We start from the raw sequence: 19,606 nt of genomic DNA on the forward strand, positions 1-19,606 counted from the left end.
CGGTGGGTTGGCGTAACGCGGCCACCCGGGAACCGACGGTGACGATCGGGCCGTTGGCGCCGGTGCCGGCGGATGAGGCCGGTGCGGTCGACCACGATGTTTCACGGGAAACAGCGGCCGACGGCGAGTCCTCAGACGACGTGTCGCGGGAAACAGCCGGCGCGAGTGAACCGTCGGCTGAGGTTTCACGGGAAACAGTGGATGCTGTCGAGCCCCATGGGGATCCGGCGGATCCGGCCCCGGGTCAGGATGGTCCGCCCGACAGCGCGCCACTCGCGGCGGCACTGCTCGCCGAGGCGCAGCGCCGCGACCGGGTGCAGCAGACCGAGGTGCGACCGCCGCAGCAGCCTCGGGTGCTGACCGTCGCCAACCAGAAGGGCGGTGTCGGCAAGACCACGACCACCGTCAATGTCGCCGCCGCGCTCGCCCAGTCTGGTTTGCGGGTGCTGGTGATCGACATCGACCCGCAGGGCAATGCCAGCACCGCCCTCGGCATCGACCATCACGCCGAGGTGCCGAGCATCTACGACGTCGTGGTCGAAGGCGACGAGCTGGCCACGGTGCTGCAGGAGTGCCCGGACGTGCCGGGCCTCTGGTGTGCGCCGGCGACCATCGACCTGGCCGGCGCCGAGATCGAACTCGTCTCGCTGGTTGCCCGCGAATCCCGCCTAAAGCGCGCCATCGATCACTACCAGCAGACCCCGGGCGCACCCGGCGTCTTCGACTACATCCTCGTCGACTGCCCGCCGAGCCTCGGGCTGCTCACGGTCAACGCATTCGTGGCCGCCACCGAGGTCTTCATCCCGATCCAGTGCGAGTACTACGCACTGGAAGGGCTCAGCCAGCTGCTCAACAACATCGAGCTGATCAAGGCACATCTCAACCCGGTGCTGCACGTCTCCACCATCCTGATGACCATGTATGACGCCCGGACGCGCCTGTCCGCGCAGGTGGCTGATGAAGTGCGCACCCATTTCCCGGACCAGGTGCTGAAGACCTCCGTGCCGCGGTCGGTGCGCATCTCCGAGGCACCGAGTCACGGCCAGACCGTGCTCACCTACGACCCATCGTCCAGCGGTGCGCTGTCCTACCTCGAGGCGGCGAAAGAACTGGCGAGCAGAGTGCCTAAGATCGAGGATGCACAGTCCGGCAGCCCCGCCGGCCGGCCGTAGACGAAAGGCATGACCACTGATGAGTGACAAACGGCGGGGACTGGGACGCGGACTGGGCGCACTGATCCCGACCGCTCCTCCTCCCGACGGCGCGGCACGCCCCTCGGACGTGTTCTTCCCCGACGGCAGCCGCAAACCGGACGCGTCGCAACCGGAGCCGGACGGTTTCACGGGAAACACGCCCTCCGATGCCGGGACGTCGGAACCGGCGACCGCTCGAGCTGGGCAGACGCCGGCCGAGACTGACGGATCTGCGGCTACGACGACTGCCGGTGCCACCAGCAGCTCTGCGGATGGCACGGACACAACGCACGCCGCGGACCCCTCCCCGACGGGCAGTGTCGGCGCCGCGACAGGCGATGCAACCGGCAAGACGGCGGACGAGAAGTTCGACGGTCAGGCCGCGCCCGGTGACGCCGCCGACCCCGACGAGGGCTCGGGCCTGCGCGCGGTGCCGGGGGCCGCGTTCGCCGAGCTGGACGTCACCGAGATCCGCCCGAACCCGCGGCAGCCACGCACCGTCTTCGACGAGGACGAGCTTGCCGAGCTGGTGCACAGCATCTCCACGATCGGCGTCCTCCAGCCGATCGTCGTCCGGCCGCTCGACGCCGACGCCGCCGCCGAGGCCGGGGTTGCCTACGAGCTGATCATGGGCGAGCGCCGGCTGCGCGCCAGCCGCGAGGCCGGGAAGCAGACGATCCCCGCGATCGTGCGCAGCACCAACGACGACGACATGCTGCGTGACGCGCTCCTGGAGAACCTGCACCGGGCGCAACTGAACCCGTTGGAGGAAGCCGCGGCATACCAGCAGTTGCTCGACGATTTCTCCTGCACTCACGACGAGCTCGCCGGCCGCATCGGGCGGTCGCGGCCGCAGATCACCAACACCATGCGGCTGCTGAAGCTGCCTGCGCTGGTGCAGCGGCGGGTCGCCGCGGGTGTGCTGTCGGCGGGTCACGCGCGGGCCCTGCTCGGTCTGCCCGACGCCGCCGCCATGGAGCGACTCGCTCAGCGCATCGTCGCCGAGGGCCTGTCGGTGCGCAGCACCGAGGAGATCGTCGCGCTCGGCGGTGACAAGGAGAAGGTGTCGCGCCGTCGCGCCGGCTCGGCCGCGGCGCACCCGCAGCTGGACGACTGGGCGGCGTCGCTCTCGGATCGGCTGGACACCCGCGTGAAGATCGCGATGGGCAAGCACCGAGGCAAGGTGACGGTGGAGTTCGCCGGGGTCGACGACCTCAACCGCATCATGGACCAGCTCGGCGTTCAGCGTGACTGACCGACGCGAGTGACCGACGCGACCGAGCTGCCGGCCGAGAAGAGCGACCGGGCAACGCCCCCGAAGAACTAACGCCGAAGCCCGGCGTGTTTCCCGTGAAACACGCCGGGCTTCAGTGTTGGCAGCGGCTCAGGCGGGCAGGATCAGCCCGCGCGTCTGCTGCCGCGCACGGTCGAACCGCTCCTGGACGTCGGCCCAGTTGGCGATGTTCCACCACGCCGTGACGAACGACGCCTTGTCGTTCTTGTAGTCCAGGTAGTAGCTGTGCTCCCACATGTCGAGCATCAGCAGCGGCGCGATGCCGGTCGGCAGGTTGCCCTGGTGGTCGTAGAACTGGAAGATGAACGGCCGGCCACCGATCGAGTCCCAGCCGAGCACGGACCAGCCGGAGCCCTGGATCGCCAGCGCGTTCGCCTCGAACTGCGCCCGGAAGGCATCGAACGAGCCGAAGTATTCGTCGATCGCGGCGGCGAGCTCGCCGGTGGGCTTGTCCCCGCCGTCCGGGGACATGTTCGGCCAGAACACGCTGTGGTTCACGTGTCCGCCGAGGTGGAAGGCCAGGTTCTTCTCCAGCGTGCCGATCGCACCGAACGAGCTCTTGTCGCGCGCATCCGCGAGCTGTTCGACGGCGGTGTTGGCGCCGGTGACGTAGGCCTGGTGGTGCTTGTCGTGGTGCAACTCCATGATCGCGCCGCTGATGTGCGGCTCGAGCGCGGCGTAGTCGTACGGAAGGTCCGGGAGCGTGTAGTCAGCCATGCCGTCAGCCTATATGCGACTACGTCGCATATAAAGCAGGCGGCCGAATTCGGTTGTGGGGAAACGAAATAGGCGCCCCGCCATACCGAGTTGGTATGACGGGGCGTCCGATGAAGCGACAGGGTCAGCCGATGAACGGCTCCAGCTCCTTGACCAGCTTCGGCTTCGGCATCACGCCGACGATGGTCTTGACGACCTCGCCGCCGGAGTAGACGTTGAGCGTCGGGATGCCGGTGATGCCGTACTTGGCGGAGGTCTGCGGGTTGTCGTCGGTGTTGAGCTTGACGACCTTCAGCTTGTCGGCGTTGGCGGCCGCGATCTCGTCGATGATCGGGGCGATCGCCTTGCACGGACCGCACCACGGAGCCCAGAAGTCGACCAGCACCGGCTTGTCGCTCTTGAGAACGTCGGCCTCGAAGGTCGCGTCGGAGGTGTCGGTGGTGTTTGCGCTCATGACTGGAGTCCTTTCGTCATACTTTTGGGCGCTGAATTGCGTTGGTATCTCTTGGAATTGACGATCAGGCGTCGACAGTTTGTGCAGCGTCGACGGCCGGGCGGCCGGCGGCTTCCTGGCTGGCCAGGAAGCGTTCGGCGTCGAGAGCGGCCGCGCACCCGGTGCCGGCAGCGGTGATCGCCTGCCGGTAGGTGTGGTCGACCAGGTCGCCGCACGCGAAGACGCCTTCGACGTTGGTCGCGGTGGTGCCGTCACCGGTCAGCACGTAGCCCTCGGCGTCAGTCTTCACCTGACCCACGACAAGCTCGCTGCGCGGGATGTGCCCGATCGCGACGAACACCGCGGAGGTGTCCTGCTCGCGGGTGTCGCCGGTGCGGGTGTCGCGCAGCGTCACCGAGGAGACCTTCGGGTCACCCTGGATGCCGGCGATCTCGCTGTTCCAGGCGAAGTCGATCTTGTCGTTGGCAAGGGCGCGGTCGGCCATGATCTTGGAGGCGCGCAGCTCGTCGCGGCGGTGCACCAGCGTGACGTTGCGGGCGAAGCGGGTGAGGAAGGTCGCCTCCTCGATCGCGGAGTCGCCGCCGCCGACGACGATGATGTCCTGGTCGCGGAAGAACGCGCCGTCGCAGGTGGCGCACCAGGAGACGCCGTGCCCGGAGAGGCGCTTCTCGTCCTCCAGGCCGAGCTCGCGGTAGGCCGAGCCCATCGCGAGGATGACCGCGCGGGCCTCGTGCACGTTGCCTTCGCCGTCGGTGACCTTCTTGATCGGGCCGTCCAGCTCAACCTCGGTGACGTCGTCGCGGACCAGGTCGGCGCCGAACCGCTCGGCCTGCTCCCGCATCTGCATCATCAGCTCGGGGCCCATGATGCCGTCGGCGAAACCGGGGTAGTTCTCCACCTCGGTGGTGTTCATCAGGGCACCACCCGCGGTGACCGAACCCTCGAAGACCAAGGGGTGCAGGTTGGCTCGCGCGGCATACACGGCCGCGGTGTAACCGGCCGGGCCGGAGCCGATGATGATCAGGTTGCGAGGCTCGCTCACAGAATGTCCTTCGAGGTCGACCGATAGGGCCCGCTCCTCGGGCCTCATGCAGCACAACAGATCGTAGGCGGCAGATGTTCCGTGGGCGAGCGGCGGCTCGCGCGGCCCGCCTCAGGCGGGTTTGGTGTCAGACGGCGCTCTCTCAGACGGTGCGCGGGGCGGCGTAGGGCGCGGTGTCCTTGCTGCAGGTGGTCGAGACGGCGAACGCGGTCTCGGTGGCGCCCTTGCGGACGACGACGATGACGGCCGTCTTGCCCTCGAAGCTCGCCAGGTCGACCTTGACGTCGTCGGGGTCGTCGAGCAGCGAGCCGCCGATCGACCGCGCGCAGGCGGCGATGCCGTCGGGCGTGGCGAGCGACCCCAGCTGGGTGACCTTCGCCGGGTCGGGCGTGCCGGACGCGGAGCTCGATGCCAGACCGGCCGCCTGGGCGTTGAACGAGGCGCCGGTGTAGTCGGTGCCGGTGGAGGTGACGTGCACCTTCCCGGCGAGCTGGGTGGTGCTGAGCGAGGTGGTGGCGCCCGCGGACGGCACCGCCGAGGTCGGCGCCTTGTCGTCGCGCAGAGAGTCGATGCCGACCACCGCGACGGCGGCGACGGCGGCTGCGGCGACCAGGCCGCCGACGACCTGCATCGGACGGCGTGAGCCCCGCGTGCGGGGGGCTCCCGTCATACCCGACGAGGTGGGGCGGGCGAGCGGCGTCACGTTGGTGTGGTCGTCGCCGGCGCGGGCCTGTTGCTCGCGGGCGAGCGCGGCGGAGATCCGGTCGGTGACGGCAGGCGGCATCGGCCCGGGGTCGGGCAGGGAGCGCAGCAGGTCGCGCATGCCGGTCGGGTCTTGGTCGAAGTCCTCAGGCGGCGGTGTCGTCACGGCATTCCTCCGATCGAGTCAGGAAGTGGGACGACAAATGCCAGGCGTGGGTTCCGCATCGCCGTGCGGCGATCCGGTGTCAGGGGGTCCAACATCAGTCGTGGGTAGGACGACCCGGGGCGCACCGAGGTTCCATGGGTTGCGGCGGTCACCGAAAACTCAGTCCTCGACGGCCGGCGCGTAGCCGTCGCCGTGCTTGTCGCGCAGGAGTTCGGCGAGCGCGGCGCGGCCGCGGGCGCACCGGGACTTGATCGTGCCCTCGGCGACACCGAGCACCTGGGCGGCCTCGGAGACGGGCAGGCCCTGCATGTCGACGAGGGTGAGGGCGAGTCGCTGGCCCTCGGGGATCTTGCCGAGGGCTTCCTGGACGTCGAGGCGTACGACGGTGCTGCCGTGCACGTCGTGCCGGTCGGCTAGGTCGTACTCGGGCAGCTCGGAGGTCGGCTTGATCCGGCGCAGCCGGTCCAGGCAGGCGTTGACGATGATCCGGTGCAGCCAGGTCGTCACCTGTGCGTCGCCGCGGAAGGAGTCGGCCCGCCGGAAGGCCGAGATGAAGCCGTCCTGCACGGCATCCGCTGCGAGCTCGGGGTCGCGCGTGGTGCGCAGCGCCACCGCCCACATCCGGTCCTTGTGCCGCCGGAAGAGCTCCCCGAACGCGTCAGGGTCACCGGCGCAGTGAGCCGCGAGCAGCTCGCGGTCGTTGCGCTCGGCGGGGTCGGTCACGACAGCACCTGGATCTCGTTGATTCGCTCGCGGTATTCGCCGGTGTCCTGCTGGCTCAGCTGGGTCACCCACACCGTGATGTATTTGCCGGTGGCGTCGTTCAGGGTAGCGGTCTGGGTGCCGGAGCCGGTCAGCGTCGCGGCCGGCTGCTTGGTGCTCACCGGGCCGACCTCGTCGGTGACGTAGAAGTTGATCGTCGACGGCCCACCGGTGGTGGTGATCTTGATGCTGCCGACCTTCTGGCTGGAGCCGAGATTGAGCAGCAGGCCGGTGCCGCTCTTGACTCCGCCGAGGGCGGCCGAGCCGTAGCGGAAGCTCTGCCAGTAGGTCGAGGGGTCGCCGTCGATGACGTTGCGCATCATCTGCGGGTTCTCGGAGCTGCCGGTGCCGTAGTAGCCGACGTAGGTGATGTCGATCGGCGTGGCCGAGGGGGATGGCGAGCTGCTCGGGCTGGCCGATCGGGAGGCGGAGGCGGACGCTGATGGCGACGCCGACTGCGAGGTCGCCCCTGCTGCGGCCTTGTCGCTACCGCCGCCGATGCCGCGCAGGCCGATGAAGGCGAACACGACTGCGACCAGGACCAGCAGCGCCACGAGCAGGAGCGCGAGCTTGCTGCTGCTGCGGTCGGGCTCGAAGCGCCCGGTCAGTCCGGGGACCGGCGGTTCGAGTTCGGTGAACGACGGGTCGTAGTCGTCGTCGTGCGCGGCCGGCGGCCGGGCGGTGCGCTCGCGCGCCGCGTCGAGGACCGACCGGGAGATCTGGGCCGTCTCGTCGGCGTCGTGGTCCGCCTGGGGCACCGGTGCCGTGGCCCGCGAATCCGTTGCGGCGTCGGTGTTTTCGCGATCGTCGGGGGCTTTCGCGAGAGCGGGTCGGCCCGGCATACGGGTGGCAGAGGGGGCGCCGCCGGGCACCGACTGCAGTGCTGCCGCGGGGCCGGCGGATGCCGGACGGGACGGGCGGCGGCCGCTGTCGGAGACGCGCTCGGAGGACCAGGGTGCGAGCTGCCGGGCGAGTTCGCCGGGAGTGCGTGGTCCCTCGTCGGCGCCGAGCGTGGTGCGGCAGAGCGTGTCGAGGTCGCCGGGGACGCCGGGGGCGAGTTCGCTCGGGGCGGGTAGTTCGCCGTCGGCGCGGCGTTCGGCGTCGAGGAGGCCGGGCACCGGCTCGTCGCCGGGCCAGCGGGAGGTGAGTCCGGCATACGCGATCTCGACGAGGGCGACGGTGTCGATGCGGGACGCCTCGTCCGAGGAGACATCGTCGGTGCCGGCGAGCGCGGCGTCGGTGGGCAGGCCGAGCACGGAGACCGCGCCGTCGGGTGAGCGCACGATGTCGTGCGGGGTGAGGCGCAGGTGGTGCAGGCCGCGCGCGGCGGCGGCACCGAGCCCGCTTGCCGCTTCGCCGATGAGCCGGCGTACCTCCTCGGCGGGGAGGCGGTCGAACTGCAGCAGTGACGCCATCGACTCCGCGCCGTGCAGCGCCTCGGTGATGACGTATGCGGTGCCGTCCTGCACCCCCACGTCGAGCACGCGCGGCAGGTGGTGGTCCTCGACGCCGGCCGCGCGGCGGGCGCTGTCGAGCGCGGCGTCGGCGTGTGCCGAGGTCGCCCGGAACACGGTTGCGGTGACTTCGCGGTCGAGGGTGGAGTCGAAGGCGATCCACAACTCCTGGTCGTCGCGTTGCGCGAGCATCCGCGTCAGCGTGTAGCGGTCCGCCAGCACGGTGTCTTCGCCGATGCCCTGCACTCCCCAGCGCTCCCGTCGGCACCGGGGTGTGGTCCGGTGCGCCTCGTTCGTCCGATGGGCCGACCCGCGTGGCGGCTCGGCATGTCCCGGGTCATCCTAAGAGGCCGGGCGGCGGACACCGGTGACGTGACGCGGTGTGCCGGGCTCGGGTTGTGCAGCGGGGTTGTGCAGCGGGGTGGTGCGTATGGCGGGTGCGTCCGTGCTCAGGGCAGTGGTGCGTCGCTGTGCAGCATCGAGGTGACGACCGCGCGGAGCGCGGTGGCTTGGCCGATGGTGCGTTGTTCGGCGCCCCAGTGCGCCCAGGCGCCGGCCGGCAGTCGGACGTGGCCGGAGGGTGCGGTCGGGGCAGTGTTGATGAGGTGGTCCGCGCGACGGCGGGCGAGTCGGGCGAGCAGGTCCAGTCCGGCGACGAGTTGTGACAGGTGCAATCCCCTGATCTGCAGGTGGCCTTCCTCCAGCTTCGCATCGACCGCCTGCTGGTCGAGCAGGCCGGAGATCTCGTGCACCAGGTGCAGGCACAAGTCGTGGTCCCACCGCTCGGCAAGCGGGACGTGGATGACCGCCGGGCGTCCCAACCGCAGACCGGACTGCTTTTCCATGGTGACCTCGAATCGGTGTTTGAAGCTGTCACCAATGTCCTCTCTAGAGGACATCGTGAGGTGGTGTTCCAGCTAAACACCACAACGACCCGTATGTCCTTTGTACTTGTTACAGACTTCTCAAAGATTTCGTAAAGATGTCCTCTGTAAAGGACATATGCGGCGATGATGGGGTCGATGGCCGCGATCGATGACCTGACACCAAACCTCGCGCTGCGAGCGTCCCTCGCAGCCGAGCGGCTCGACCTCACTCCTGGCGCGACTCGGTCGAGGCTTCAAGAGGTTGGGCTTCCAGTCGCTCGGAGTTTCATCTACGCGATCTTCGACGGCAGTGCACGCAACCCGAACTATCGCGTCGTCATCGGACTGGCCGCCGTGCTGGGTGTCCGACCCGCCTGGTTTCTCGATGCTTTTGAAGACGGGGTAACGGACGAGGAGATGCTGCCGCTATACGTTTTAGGCTCGAAGGACGACGCCTCGGCTGTTTCGCCAGACGGCGATGAAGCACCCTAGGCATGCCGCCGTGGCAATGGCGCCGAGCACTTCCGCGGTGTGATTGATACCCAGCGCGGCCGCAACGAGCCCAGTGATGAGCGAGCCGACCGGCTCGATGCCACCGGTTGCGACCGAAATGACTGAGAATACGCGCCCGGTAAGGGATTCGGGCACGTCCTCTCTGGCGAACCCGCTCAGCATCGGCGCGACCGGTCCGATGGTGAGGCCCATGACGAATGCACAACCGATCGTGAGGGCTTGACTGGTCGCCAGACCAATTCCGATGACGGCGGCGGAAGACAGGGTGGCGCCACCGACCCCGATCAGGAGTCCGCCACGGGTAGAAATATTCGTGAGGCGCAGGGTCATCGCTGTACCAAGGGTGATCCCTATGCCGTAGGCCCCGAACGAGCCTCCATATGCCCCTGCATCCCAGCCGGCATGGCGCGCCTTCAGCGGCAGGATGGCCATTACAGCTGCAGCGCTGATGAGGTTCACGACGCCTTGTGTCGTGATCGTCCACCGCAAAATCGGGTGCTTCTTGACGTAGTCGAGGCCTTCTCTGACGGAGGAGTCGTCGGCGTCTGCGACGACGATCTCCTTCTCCGGCGTACGTGCAAGACGCCCGAGTATTGCCAAGGTCACGAGGAGAGCGGCACCAGCAGCCAGTGACGCTGCCGATACGCCTCCATGCCCCAGCAGCCATCCGCCCGCGAAAGCGCCCGCAGCTTGGGCGAACCGGGACGAGACACGTTCGATTTTGATCGCGGTGCCGCGACCGCTGCGGGGCAGAAATTCCGTCGGATACTTCTGCAGCGCAGGGTCGTGATACCCAGCGACCGCCCCAATTGCAAAGGTAACTGCCAGGACCACCACGAGACGCCATGCCCCGATCACCGACGTTGCGACCGCGGCCCAGAGCAAGAACAAGGCCATTCGCAACGGCATCGTGCGGCGCAGCACCTTGCCGGCGCCGACCCGATCTGCCGACAAGCCACCGTGAAAGAGGAACAACACGTGAGGGATCGAGCCAGCAGCGAGTACGAGACCTGTGTACACGCTGCTATGTGCGCCGGACGCTACCCATCCAAGTGTCACCAGCCAGAGCGCGTCGGCCGCGACGTCAAGAACGTAAACAGTCAGGAACGCGCGAAAGTTCGGAACGGCGAGCACCTGGCTCGCTGACCATCGGGTCGCCCGCTCAGTATTCATCGGGGTACGGGAAGGCATGCGTGATGGCGACGACTGGGCGATACCTCGGATCGTCCACTGCTCTTCCCTCCGCCATCTCCTCGACCTTCCTCATGAGTGCCCGCATCTCCTCGGCGATCTCTCGCAACTCGTCAACGGTGAGCCTGACGATTGCATCGGAATTCTCGGCCGCGGAGCGCCACTCCTTCGGCCACCTCGGTGCGACGTCCACCCAATCCACCGCCAACTCAGCTTCGGCAGCCAGCAGGACTTTCATCCATCCGGACGCTGCCTGGGCATAAGACTCGGTCCGGTCAAACTCGTCTAGGTCGACGCCGCCGAGAACCGCGGCCCATTGGAGACTGCGTGGCTTCGCGGGATCACCCTCGGCCGTCACATAGCCGATCGCCTTCATCTCACGAAGGTGCACCGACATGCTCGCCTCTTTGACGCCAACGCGTTTGGCAAGCTCACGCGAGGTGCACGGGCCGAGTGTCCGGAGGGATTCGTACGCGCGCCATCGAACGCTGACCGAAAGCTTCTTCAGAGCTTCAATGGACGGCGGATTTGGTGTTCGGTTAACTGCTGCTGGCTCGTCGGACACAGCGTGCAGCCTAGTGACTTGCACGAGCACTACCGCTAACCTTGGAGAGTCGTCTCTGTGCCCCATCACAGTGGACCCGCTGCAGGAGTCGAGATCTCACGTGAAGGAGTCGCTCGTTATGCGCACTTGTGAAAACGTCAAGGGTGGCGGAGGCGGCTGACCGCCTGCGACCCACCAGCGAAGAGCCTCGGCGCCGTTTGGCGGCCGGGGCTTTCTCGTCGGCAGCGTCGGGTGGTTCGGCCGCTCGCGGTACTTGCGTCACAACTCAGACAGTAGTGAGCCACCCGACCGAATAGCGGTTATCCACAAGCGCATCTTCGAAGCATGTTGAAGGCCCTGGGCTGACGCCCAGGGCCTTCACGTCCCCCAACCCCCCCCACGACCGCGTCCTGCACTCCCCTGAGCTGCAGGCGCTGCCGGGTCAGGCTGTCTTCGCGAATTCGAGTGCGTCGCGCAGCGCTGCGATCTGGTCGAGCTTGCGCTGGGCGTCCTCCCACCGGTGCCAGAGGAACTCCGGCAGCTGGACCACGCCCTCGTCGTTGATGATCGCGGCGTCCTCCACCCGCGAGACGGTGGCGCGGGCGTCGTCGTCGACTGCCTCCAGCCCGTGCAGCAGATCCGGCAGATCGATGCCGTCCACGTCGAGCACCTCGTCGTGCAGTGCGACCGCGACGGTCCGGCGCCGGTCGACGGCATAGGCGGCGCTCTCCACCAGCGAGATGCACGCGCCGGAATCGACCTTCGAGCCCAGGTTGGCGTGGATCCGGTCCCAGCCGCCACGAAGCCCTGCCGTGTCCTCAACGACGTAGGTCATGTCACTTCCTCTGTACTCGTGCCAATACAGACTGTGCCGCTGAGATCTAGTGAACCACGCGAATGCGTCGGTGAAGCCCTGATCAGCGTAATGTTTTGGTAAGGGAACGGTAAAAAGTGTGTACTGTGTTCAGTACACCCACCCGGGACGTATGGCGCGACAGCTCTGCGCCATACGGCCCCGGACATGCAACAAGGCTCCACGGACAACTCCGTGAAGCCTTGTTTCGTACGGGGGTAGACGTCTCTACCGCTCACTCACCATCAACGGCGGCGACGTCCCCCGATGACACTCTTCTTGTCGCGCATCGCATGCTCCTCGGTCAGGGGACTCTGGGGGGAGGGAGGAACCCTCAGCACAGACAGCGGATCGGTTCCGCCATTCCCCAGAGTATAGGGACTGAGCAGTCGTCCGTTAACACATCGGTGCGGTGGAAATGCGCTGAATCCGTGCCTGGCTGCCGCCCAGATCGACGGATAGGCTCGCGGCGATGACTGCCGAGACCCCGCTGCCCACCGCGGAGATCCTGCGAACCCTCGCGGTGCCCGCCCGCTGGCGCGCCTACGAAGCCCTGCGCAACTTCGGATCGATGCGTGGCCGTGACGTCGCCAAGCTGGTCAAGGTCTCCGAGGGGTCGATGCTCGCCCACCTGCGCGAGCTGGAGCGGATCGGCTTCGTCACCTCCACCGGCGACGCGAGCAAGTCCCGGGCGCAGGTCTGGTCCGCGGTCGCCGGCGGCGTCCGGCTCATGGAGTACGACCGCACCGAGGACTACGCGGTGGAAGCGGACGCATGGCTCAAGGTGCGCCTCGAGGCGCAGGCCGACGTCCTCCAGGACTGGGTCACGGTCGCCGGGAACTGGCCGCGGGACTGGCAGTCGGCCGCCGAGATGTACGACAGCTTCCTGCACCTCACCCGCGACGAACTCGTCGAGCTCGGCAACGAACTGCACGAGCTGATGGACCGCTGGCACAACGCACACAGCGCCCCCGGGCCCGGCACCAAGCCGGTCGCCGTCTCGACCAACGCCGTGCCCTACCCGCACAGCTACGACCCGCCGGAGTGACCCTGCCGCGCTCAGGGCTCCCGGAGGTCGTCGACCTGTTCGGCCGCGGGCGCCCCGTCCTCGGGCCGGATGCGGTATTGCCCGAGCAGCAGCGCGTCGCGGGCCGGTGAGTCGGTCAGCACGAAGAACCACCGCACGTCCACCTGCAGCACCCGGGCGAGCCCGGCGATGAGCTCGTGCCGCGGGTCGGCGACCTCGCCGCGCATCAGCGTGTAGATGTAGTTGCGGCTCACCGGCAGCCCGAGCGCCTGCAGCCCGCGCCAGATGTCCGGCGCGGTCAGGCCGATCGCGTCCGCGGCGAGGTTGAGCCGGAAGTGGAAGTCCGGCACCAGCGGGGAGTGGCCCGTCGCCGTCATCGCGACACCAGCCGGCGCACCCCGCCGAGCTTGCTCAGCACGACGCTGACCAGCTCCTCCACCTCACGCACGTGCAAGCGGCGGGCGATCACGACGTACAACGCCATGAAGCTGACCGCCGCACCGACGAGGATGACCAGGTTGGCGGTGCGGGTGGAGTCGCCGAGGACGAACGACAGCGCATAACGCACCGCGAAGGCCACCACCAGGGCGAGCACGCCGGAGACGGCGAGGCGCACCCAGGTCTGCATCACGTCGACGATGTGCAACCGCGGCAGGCGCCGCTGCCGCAGCCACCGGAAGCCGAAGTAGGCCTCCACGACGTACGCGATCGAGCCGGCGAGCGCGACGCCGACGCCGACCCAGGCCCCCGGCAGCAGCAGCGACGGTATGGCGAAAATCGCGGTCACGATCGTGCACACGACCTGCATGACGAACGGTGTGCGGGCGTCCTCGTAGGCGAAGAACACCCGCTGCACCACCACGATCACGGTGAACGGCACGATGCCGAGCATCATCGCGATCGTCTGCCGCTCGACCGCGGTGCCGAGCTCGGCGCCGTAGAAGAAGTGCGCCAGTGGACCCGCGGCGACCAGGGCGCCGAAGGTGGCCGCGATCGTCGCCACCGACGACAGCCGCAGACTGAGGCGCGCGTCCTCGGTCACCGCGCGGGTCGAGCCGGCGTGCGCGGCCCGCGACATACGGGTGAAGAGGGCGGTGATCAGGCTCAGCGTGACCAGCGAGTGCGGCAGCATGAAGAAGAGGAACGCGTAGCTCTGCGCCTGGTTGGCGGTCGGCTGCGAGTTGAGCACGTTGTTGTTGACGATCTGCACGCCGATCTGCTGCACCACCACCGCGGCGGACGCCCAGCCGGCGATCTTGGACGTGGCGCGCAGGCCGACCCCGCGGAAGGTGAAGTTGGGCCGCCAGCGGTAACCCGACCGGCGCAGCGGCACGATCAGCACCAGGGCCTGCGCGACGATGCCGAGGGTCGCGCTGCCGGCGAGGATCAACGTCTGCGTGGTCGTCCAGTCGCCCGGGTCGCGCACCGGCCGGTGGTCCGCGGTGACCAGCAGCCAGACGATGCCGGCGATCGCGAAGATGTTGGCAAGCGCCGGCGCCCACATCAGCGCCCCGAACCGGCTGCGCGCGTTGAGCACCTCGCCGAACAGCGTGTAGAGGCCGTAGAAGAACAGCTGCGGCATACAGATCAGCGTGAAGACGACGCCGAGCTTGAACGTGTCGCCGCTGGAGGCGACGTAGCCGATCTTGAACACCAGCGGCGACGCCGCGGTGAAGACGATCGTCGCGCCGAGCAGGATCGTCATCGCGAGCGTGAGCAGCCGGTCGGTGTAGGCCTGGCCGCCGTCCTTGTGGGTCAACGCCCGGGTGATCTGCGGCACCAGCACCGCGTTGATCACACCGCCGGCGAGCAGCAGGTAGATCGCGTTGGGCAACTGGTTGGCGGTGGTCCAGACGTTGCCGACGGTGTCGAGGATCAGCGCGCCGAGCAGGATGGTGCGCACGAAGCCGAGCATCCGCGACACCAGCGTGCCGGCCGCCATGATCGCGCTCGCCCGGCCGATGCCGCCGCCCGCCGACTGCTCCTGCCCGGGTATGGCGGTGCCCGCGTCCGGACCGGCCGCGCCGGTCGCGGCGTCGGTCGGCACACCGGACCCGGCGGCGGCGTCGGCCTCGAGCTGCGCACGCCGGGCGGCGACCACCTCCGGGTCGGCGACGGGCAGGTAGCCGGAGTCCTCGCCGATCCACTCGGCGTAGAGCGCGCCGAGGCTCGCGCCCGACTCCGGCGCCTGCGGCGGACGGGGCGGGGCGGCGTGCTGCGAATACAGCTGTCCCAGGCTCGGGCGGCTGTCGTCAGTCATCGGTGGTGCTTTCGGTCGTTCGGGTCGGGCCGTCGGGCAGTTTGGCGACGCGCTCGCCGGCGTCGACGATCGCATCATCGCGTGCGGGCGAACCCGCGGGTGCGGGCGCCGACGCGGTGCGCGGGCCGCGGCGCAAGGCGCGGCGCAGCCCGAAGATCAGCACCAGCACCGCCAGCGCGCCGAGCACCCACATGATCCACCCCGACGTGGGCCGGACGTTGACGGTCAGCTCCGCGGGCGCGTCGGAGCTCGGCAGCGTGGTGCCCTGCGGGGTGCTGAGCAGTACGTCGATCGGGACGTTGCCGCTGCCGACCGCCTTGATCCCGAACTTCGCGGCGCCACGGGAGTTGGCGCGGATCTGGACCGTCGTCGACGGGCTCTCGACCTTCAGCTGGTACTTGCGGGGTTGCAGGGTCAGGGTCACGTCGTGGACGGCGCGGTTGAGGTCGTTGATGACCGTGACGGTCACGTCGCCGGAGTTGGCGAAGAAGTTGATCGTCGAGTCGCGCACCGACACCTTGTCGAGCAGTGCGGTCACGGCCATGTCGCCGCGGTCGGCCACCGAGGTCGCCGCCGACGCGTTGCCGCGCCACCGGGTCGACCCGATCACGTCGAGCGCCCGGCGCCGGTCGTCCATCAGGGCGTTGCTGTCGACCAGGATCGACTGCAGGGCGGTGAGGCGCCGCCGCGCGTCCGGCAGGCCGTCGAGCAGCGCGGCGGTCGCGGCCGGTGCCTCCGGGCGCGGGTATGGCGGGCCGGGCCGCGGCGTGCCGAGCAGGGTCGTCACCGGCGCGGACCGCAGTGCCGTGGTCGTGTCCGATCCGGTGCGCAGGTTGACCCAGGGCGCGGCATTCATCGCGCGCACCTGCGCGGCCAGCACCTGGGGGTCCGCGCCGCCGGTGCGGGGCGCGAGCAGCGCCAGCGAGCGCGCGGTGCCGGGCGACTGCTGGTAGGTGGCCATCAGCTCGGCGAGCAGCAGGTTGGCCTGCTGCCCGGCGGAGCTCGACGGGGTGCCGAACGTCGCGGAGAGACTCTCGTCATACGCGAGGACGCCGGAGGTGCCGGCGACGCGCGCGGTCGCCGACGGCTGGTCGCGGACGGGCAGGGCCCGTGACGGCAACAGCGCGATCGGGGCTGCCTTGTCGGTGCCGGAGAGCTTGCGGGCGGCGGCGGTCACCGCGGCGCCCGGCACGGTGCCGACCGGTGCGAGCACCCGCTGCGTGCTTACCCCGCGCAGGTCGGTGAGTATGCCGCGGGACAGGTCGCGGGTGGCGAGGGCCTGCCCGGCCGAGCCGGCCGTGCGCAGTGCGCCGAGGTCGGGGTCGTCCCACGGCAGCCACCAGACCGACTGGGCGGAGTCCAGGCCGGTGAGCCGCTGCTTCAGGCCGGCGACCAGGCCGTCGACGCTGTCGGTCGAGGCGGGCGGCGCGGAGCTGCTGGACGCACTCGACGGGCTCGACGAGCTGGACGAGCCGGACGAACTCGGCGAACCGGACGAACCCGATGCATTCGAGGAGTCGGAGGCGGCGGGCCCCGTGCTGGTCGCCGCGCCCGAGGACGTCGGCCGCGGTGACTCGGTCGCGCTGGGCGCCGCGGACGACGAGGCGCTCGGGGCCGGGGTGTTCGGGGTCGGAGTGCTCGGCGGCGCCGTGGTGGCGGCCGGGACGTTGTCGTCGGCGCCGACCGGCGGGTCGACGACCTCGGGGTCGATCGCCCAGGTGACCGGCAGACCGGCGAACGCGTCGAGGGTCTGCTGGATGCGCGAGTCCGGCCCGATCGCGCGCCGCCACGCGGCGACCCGGTCACCACCGCTCGGGCCGTAGAGCGCCGGGTCGGCCGGCAGTGTCAGCGGCACGACCACGCTCACCTGCAGCGGGGCGGTGACGGCGCCGTTGCGAAACTCCAGGGTGGTGCGGGTGGTGCCGCGCACCGCCGAGCCGGACTGCGCCGCGTCGTCGGTGACCGCGACCGTCATCGGCAGTGAGGCGAGTCCGTAGCTGAAGCGCAGGCGTTCGGCGGGGATGGTCACGCTGAAGGTGACGGTCTGGCCGGCCGCGATGGCGGCGGGCTGCCCGGACGCGACCTGTGCCGTCGCGATGCGGCTGCGCCCCTCGCTCCACGCGTCGACCTCGGCATGGGTGTCGAGCAGCTGATCGGCGAGCGACACCCGCACCACCGGCTGCTGGATGTCGCTCCCGCCGGTGTTGGTGATCGAGCCGGAGACGGTCACCGGGCTGTTGCGGGCGGCGACGACGGGGTCATTCGCGGCGAGCCGGATGTCGGCCGAGGTGGAGAGGTCGGTCGCCGCGTGCGCGGCTCCCGGCATACCGAAGGGGAGAAGGACGAGCAGTGCCGTCAGGACGACGGCGAGCAGGTGGCTACGCAGTGCCGGCGAGATGCTGCCATGCGGTCTGGACGATGCGGCGCTCATTGGGGAAGGTCAGCCTGCGCTGCACCCGGTCGAGCCGGAACCAGCGCGCGTCGACGGCCTCGTGATCGGGGTCGCCGTCGATGCTGATCTCGCCACCGAGTGCCTCCAGCATGTAGTGATGCACCCGCTTGTGGATGCGGAACTGCGGGGTGCTGAACCAATAGTCGATCGTGCCCAGCGTGAGCAGGGCACGTCCGATGATGCCTGTTTCTTCTCTGACTTCACGCACCGCGGTCTCGACCAGCGTTTCGCCGGGCTCCACGTGACCCTTCGGCAGGCACCACTCCAGCCGGCCGGCCCGGTTGTGCCGCGCGATGAGGGCGATCCAGCCGTAACCGCCCGCGACGTCGATGATCACGCCGCCCGCCGACGTCTCCTCCACGGCCGGCAGCCGTCGCACGGGGCGACCGGCGCGGGGGGTGTGGAGCGTCATTCGAACACTGTAAACCGCTCTTGCTGTCACGCCGTCCGGTTCGGCCGATTCGCTGACCTACCCTTGACTCTCGTGCCCATGTCCGACCCCACCACTCCCACCGCCTCGTATGACGCGCTGCGCCGGCGCGCCGTCAGCCGGCTCGCGCCGTCCCTGCCCCTGCTGCAGGAGCTCGGCGACCTGTTCGCCGGCGCCGGTCACGAGCTCGCACTCGTCGGCGGACCGGTGCGGGACGCGTTCCTCGGGCGCAGCTCGCACGACCTGGACCTGACCACCTCCGCCACCCCGGAGCAGACCGAGGCGCTCCTCGCGCCCTGGGCGTCGGCGACCTGGGACATCGGGCGCGACTTCGGCACGATCGGCGCGCGCAAGGGCACCGACATCGTCGAGGTCACCACCTACCGCTCCGACGTCTACGACCGCAAGTCCCGCAAACCCGTCGTCGCCTTCGGCGAGTCGCTCGAGGACGACCTGGTGCGCCGCGACTTCACCGTCAACGCGATGGCGCTGCGGCTGCCGACGCTGGACTTCGTCGACCCGTATGGCGGGATCGCCGCGCTCGCGGCCCGCACGCTGATGACACCGTCGGCGCCCGAGGTGTCCTTCGGCGACGACCCGTTGCGGATGATGCGGGCCGCGCGGTTCGCCGCGCAGCTCGGCTTCGACGTGGACCCGCGGGTGCGGGCCGCGATGAGCGAGCTCGCCGGCTCGATCGAGATGATCTCCGCCGAGCGGGTGCGCGACGAGCTGGTGAAGCTGCTGCTCTCGCCGGACCCGCGGGCCGGGCTCACGCTGCTGGTCGACACCGGCATCGCCGACCACGTCCTGCCCGAGCTGCCGGCGCTGCGCCTGGAGGTCGACGAACACCACCGGCACAAGGACGTCTACGAGCACTCGCTGACCGTGCTGGAGCAGGCGGTGGCGCTGGAGGGGCCGCGGGTCGTGCCCGGGCTCGACGAGCCCGAGACCGTCGGCGGGCCGGACCTGGTGCTGCGGCTCGCCGCGCTGCTGCACGACGTCGGCAAGCCGGCCACCCGCCGTTTCGAGTCCGGCGGCGGCGTCTCCTTCCACCACCACGAGATGGTCGGTGCCAAGCTCGCCCGAAAACGACTGCGGGCGTTGCGTTTCGACAAGGCCACGATCAACGACGTGTCCCGGCTGACTGAGCTCCACCTGCGCTTCCACGGGTATGGCGACGCCCAATGGACCGACTCCGCGGTCCGGCGCTACATCACCGACGCCGGCCCGCTGCTGTCCCGGCTGCACCTGCTGACCCGCAGCGACTGCACCACCCGCAATCGCCGCAAGGCTGCGGCGCTGGCTGCGTCATACGACGGGCTGGAGGGGCGCATCGCCGCGCTGCGCGCGCAGGAGGAGCTGGACGCGGTGCGGCCCGAGCTCGACGGCAACCAGATCGCGCAGGTCCTGCAGATCAAGCCCGGCCCGGTGCTCGGCCGTGCCTACAAGCACCTGCTCGCCTACCGGCTCGACCAGGGCCCGGTCGGGCAGGAGGCGGCGCGCGCGGAGCTGCTGCGCTGGTGGGGCGAGCAGCCGGAGTCGAACGCCTGACGTCCGCCGCCCGGACCGCCGGTGAAAAATCTTGCCAACTCTTTGCCTGTGGAAACGTATATCCACCTGCCAGGCGTGTCAGGTTGGCAGGTGTGAGCCGGGTGCGACCGGCCCCGCACTGTCGTCTGCACGGAG

19 protein-coding genes are annotated in these 19,606 nt (G+C 69.4%); 5 read left to right on the forward strand and 14 right to left on the reverse strand.

Annotated elements, in window-relative coordinates:
- Window positions 1-2 precede the first annotated feature (2 nt).
- Window positions 3-1,172, forward strand: a complete 1,170-nt coding sequence (locus HJ588_RS03985) for a ParA family protein (protein ID WP_171155348.1) — start codon at window positions 3-5, stop codon at window positions 1,170-1,172.
- Between the two features lie 19 nt (window positions 1,173-1,191).
- Window positions 1,192-2,448 (forward strand): ParB/RepB/Spo0J family partition protein, encoded by a 1,257-nt coding sequence (locus HJ588_RS03990; protein WP_171152144.1) that lies wholly within the window; start codon window positions 1,192-1,194, stop codon window positions 2,446-2,448.
- A 129-nt stretch (window positions 2,449-2,577) separates the two neighbouring features.
- Here HJ588_RS03990 and HJ588_RS03995 read toward each other — a convergent pair whose 3' ends face one another.
- The 7 genes from HJ588_RS03995 to HJ588_RS04025 form a co-directional block, all read right to left on the reverse strand.
- Window positions 2,578-3,204, reverse strand: a complete 627-nt coding sequence (locus tag HJ588_RS03995) for a superoxide dismutase (protein WP_171152146.1) — start codon at window positions 3,202-3,204, stop codon at window positions 2,578-2,580.
- Window positions 3,205-3,328: 124 nt separating this feature from the next.
- Complete coding sequence (trxA, locus tag HJ588_RS04000; protein ID WP_171152148.1) at window positions 3,329-3,658, reverse strand: thioredoxin; 330 nt, start codon at window positions 3,656-3,658, stop codon at window positions 3,329-3,331.
- 64 nt (window positions 3,659-3,722) lie between these two features.
- Window positions 3,723-4,748, reverse strand: a complete 1,026-nt coding sequence (gene trxB / locus HJ588_RS04005; protein WP_171152151.1) for a thioredoxin-disulfide reductase — start codon at window positions 4,746-4,748, stop codon at window positions 3,723-3,725.
- Window positions 4,749-4,842: 94 nt separating this feature from the next.
- Complete coding sequence (locus tag HJ588_RS04010) at window positions 4,843-5,568, reverse strand: hypothetical protein (protein ID WP_171152153.1); 726 nt, start codon at window positions 5,566-5,568, stop codon at window positions 4,843-4,845.
- Between the two features lie 159 nt (window positions 5,569-5,727).
- Window positions 5,728-6,291: an RNA polymerase sigma factor SigM gene (sigM, locus tag HJ588_RS04015; RefSeq protein ID WP_171152155.1), complete on the reverse strand. Its 564-nt coding sequence runs from the start codon at window positions 6,289-6,291 to the stop codon at window positions 5,728-5,730.
- On the reverse strand, window positions 6,288-8,030 hold the full coding sequence (locus HJ588_RS04020) for a hypothetical protein (RefSeq protein ID WP_171152156.1): 1,743 nt from the start codon (window positions 8,028-8,030) through the stop codon (window positions 6,288-6,290). Before HJ588_RS04020 ends, sigM begins: the two co-directional genes overlap by 4 nt.
- A 203-nt stretch (window positions 8,031-8,233) precedes the next feature.
- On the reverse strand, window positions 8,234-8,629 hold the full coding sequence (locus HJ588_RS04025; RefSeq protein ID WP_171152158.1) for a hypothetical protein: 396 nt from the start codon (window positions 8,627-8,629) through the stop codon (window positions 8,234-8,236).
- 177 nt (window positions 8,630-8,806) lie between these two features.
- On the opposite strand from HJ588_RS04025, the gene HJ588_RS04030 reads away from it, so the two are divergent.
- Window positions 8,807-9,142: a hypothetical protein gene (locus HJ588_RS04030; protein WP_171152160.1), complete on the forward strand. Its 336-nt coding sequence runs from the start codon at window positions 8,807-8,809 to the stop codon at window positions 9,140-9,142.
- Here the strand turns inward: HJ588_RS04030 and HJ588_RS04035 are convergent.
- From HJ588_RS04035 to HJ588_RS04045, 3 genes are all read right to left on the reverse strand, one after another.
- Complete coding sequence (locus HJ588_RS04035; protein WP_171152163.1) at window positions 9,086-10,336, reverse strand: MFS transporter; 1,251 nt, start codon at window positions 10,334-10,336, stop codon at window positions 9,086-9,088. The two genes, HJ588_RS04030 and HJ588_RS04035, sit on opposite strands and share 57 nt — an antisense overlap.
- Window positions 10,326-10,919 carry a winged helix-turn-helix domain-containing protein gene (locus HJ588_RS04040; RefSeq protein ID WP_171152165.1) on the reverse strand — a complete coding sequence of 198 codons (594 nt, stop codon included), beginning with the start codon at window positions 10,917-10,919 and terminating at the stop codon, window positions 10,326-10,328. The genes HJ588_RS04035 and HJ588_RS04040 overlap by 11 nt, the downstream gene beginning before the upstream one ends.
- 421 nt (window positions 10,920-11,340) lie before the next feature.
- Window positions 11,341-11,733: a hypothetical protein gene (locus tag HJ588_RS04045; RefSeq protein WP_171152167.1), complete on the reverse strand. Its 393-nt coding sequence runs from the start codon at window positions 11,731-11,733 to the stop codon at window positions 11,341-11,343.
- A 490-nt stretch (window positions 11,734-12,223) separates the two neighbouring features.
- Here HJ588_RS04045 and HJ588_RS04050 point away from each other — a divergent pair, with 490 nt between their 5' ends.
- The gene (locus tag HJ588_RS04050; RefSeq protein WP_171152169.1) at window positions 12,224-12,799 is read left to right on the forward strand and encodes a MarR family winged helix-turn-helix transcriptional regulator; all 576 of its coding nucleotides are present in this window, start codon (window positions 12,224-12,226) and stop codon (window positions 12,797-12,799) included.
- 11 nt (window positions 12,800-12,810) lie between these two features.
- Here HJ588_RS04050 and HJ588_RS04055 read toward each other — a convergent pair whose 3' ends face one another.
- From HJ588_RS04055 to HJ588_RS04070, 4 genes are read right to left on the reverse strand one after another with little or no spacing between them, the layout of a single operon-like run.
- Window positions 12,811-13,155 carry a hypothetical protein gene (locus HJ588_RS04055; RefSeq protein ID WP_171152171.1) on the reverse strand — a complete coding sequence of 115 codons (345 nt, stop codon included), beginning with the start codon at window positions 13,153-13,155 and terminating at the stop codon, window positions 12,811-12,813.
- Entirely contained in the window at window positions 13,152-15,038 is a 1,887-nt protein-coding gene (murJ, locus tag HJ588_RS04060; RefSeq protein ID WP_171152172.1) for a murein biosynthesis integral membrane protein MurJ, read from the reverse strand. Before murJ ends, HJ588_RS04055 begins: the two co-directional genes overlap by 4 nt.
- The gene (locus tag HJ588_RS04065) at window positions 15,031-17,469 is read right to left on the reverse strand and encodes a DUF6049 family protein (protein WP_171152175.1); all 2,439 of its coding nucleotides are present in this window, start codon (window positions 17,467-17,469) and stop codon (window positions 15,031-15,033) included. Before HJ588_RS04065 ends, murJ begins: the two co-directional genes overlap by 8 nt.
- On the reverse strand, window positions 17,417-17,902 hold the full coding sequence (locus HJ588_RS04070) for an NUDIX hydrolase (RefSeq protein ID WP_171152177.1): 486 nt from the start codon (window positions 17,900-17,902) through the stop codon (window positions 17,417-17,419). Before HJ588_RS04070 ends, HJ588_RS04065 begins: the two co-directional genes overlap by 53 nt.
- 78 nt (window positions 17,903-17,980) lie before the next feature.
- Here HJ588_RS04070 and HJ588_RS04075 point away from each other — a divergent pair, with 78 nt between their 5' ends.
- Complete coding sequence (locus HJ588_RS04075; RefSeq protein WP_171152179.1) at window positions 17,981-19,471, forward strand: CCA tRNA nucleotidyltransferase; 1,491 nt, start codon at window positions 17,981-17,983, stop codon at window positions 19,469-19,471.
- Window positions 19,472-19,606: the final 135 nt, after the last annotated feature.

This window comes from Flexivirga aerilata, from assembly GCF_013002715.1.
Classification (GTDB): domain Bacteria; phylum Actinomycetota; class Actinomycetes; order Actinomycetales; family Dermatophilaceae; genus Flexivirga; species Flexivirga aerilata.

Excerpts from the sequence above, each read along its gene's own strand:
- HJ588_RS04075 (WP_171152179.1), top strand. The coding sequence starts at position 17,981 with ATGTCCGACCCCACCACTCCCACCGCCTCGTATGACGCGCTGCGCCGG.
- HJ588_RS04035 (WP_171152163.1), bottom strand. The coding sequence starts at position 10,336 with ATGAATACTGAGCGGGCGACCCGATGGTCAGCGAGCCAGGTGCTCGCC.
- HJ588_RS04030 (WP_171152160.1), top strand. The coding sequence starts at position 8,807 with ATGGCCGCGATCGATGACCTGACACCAAACCTCGCGCTGCGAGCGTCC.
- HJ588_RS03990 (WP_171152144.1), top strand. The coding sequence starts at position 1,192 with ATGAGTGACAAACGGCGGGGACTGGGACGCGGACTGGGCGCACTGATC.
- HJ588_RS04070 (WP_171152177.1), bottom strand. The coding sequence starts at position 17,902 with ATGACGCTCCACACCCCCCGCGCCGGTCGCCCCGTGCGACGGCTGCCG.
- murJ (WP_171152172.1), bottom strand. The coding sequence starts at position 15,038 with ATGACTGACGACAGCCGCCCGAGCCTGGGACAGCTGTATTCGCAGCAC.
- HJ588_RS04050 (WP_171152169.1), top strand. The coding sequence starts at position 12,224 with ATGACTGCCGAGACCCCGCTGCCCACCGCGGAGATCCTGCGAACCCTC.
- trxA (WP_171152148.1), bottom strand. The coding sequence starts at position 3,658 with ATGAGCGCAAACACCACCGACACCTCCGACGCGACCTTCGAGGCCGAC.
- HJ588_RS04025 (WP_171152158.1), bottom strand. The coding sequence starts at position 8,629 with ATGGAAAAGCAGTCCGGTCTGCGGTTGGGACGCCCGGCGGTCATCCAC.
- HJ588_RS04045 (WP_171152167.1), bottom strand. The coding sequence starts at position 11,733 with ATGACCTACGTCGTTGAGGACACGGCAGGGCTTCGTGGCGGCTGGGAC.
- HJ588_RS03995 (WP_171152146.1), bottom strand. The coding sequence starts at position 3,204 with ATGGCTGACTACACGCTCCCGGACCTTCCGTACGACTACGCCGCGCTC.
- HJ588_RS04065 (WP_171152175.1), bottom strand. The coding sequence starts at position 17,469 with ATGAGCGCCGCATCGTCCAGACCGCATGGCAGCATCTCGCCGGCACTG.
- trxB (WP_171152151.1), bottom strand. The coding sequence starts at position 4,748 with ATGAGGCCCGAGGAGCGGGCCCTATCGGTCGACCTCGAAGGACATTCT.
- HJ588_RS04055 (WP_171152171.1), bottom strand. The coding sequence starts at position 13,155 with ATGACGGCGACGGGCCACTCCCCGCTGGTGCCGGACTTCCACTTCCGG.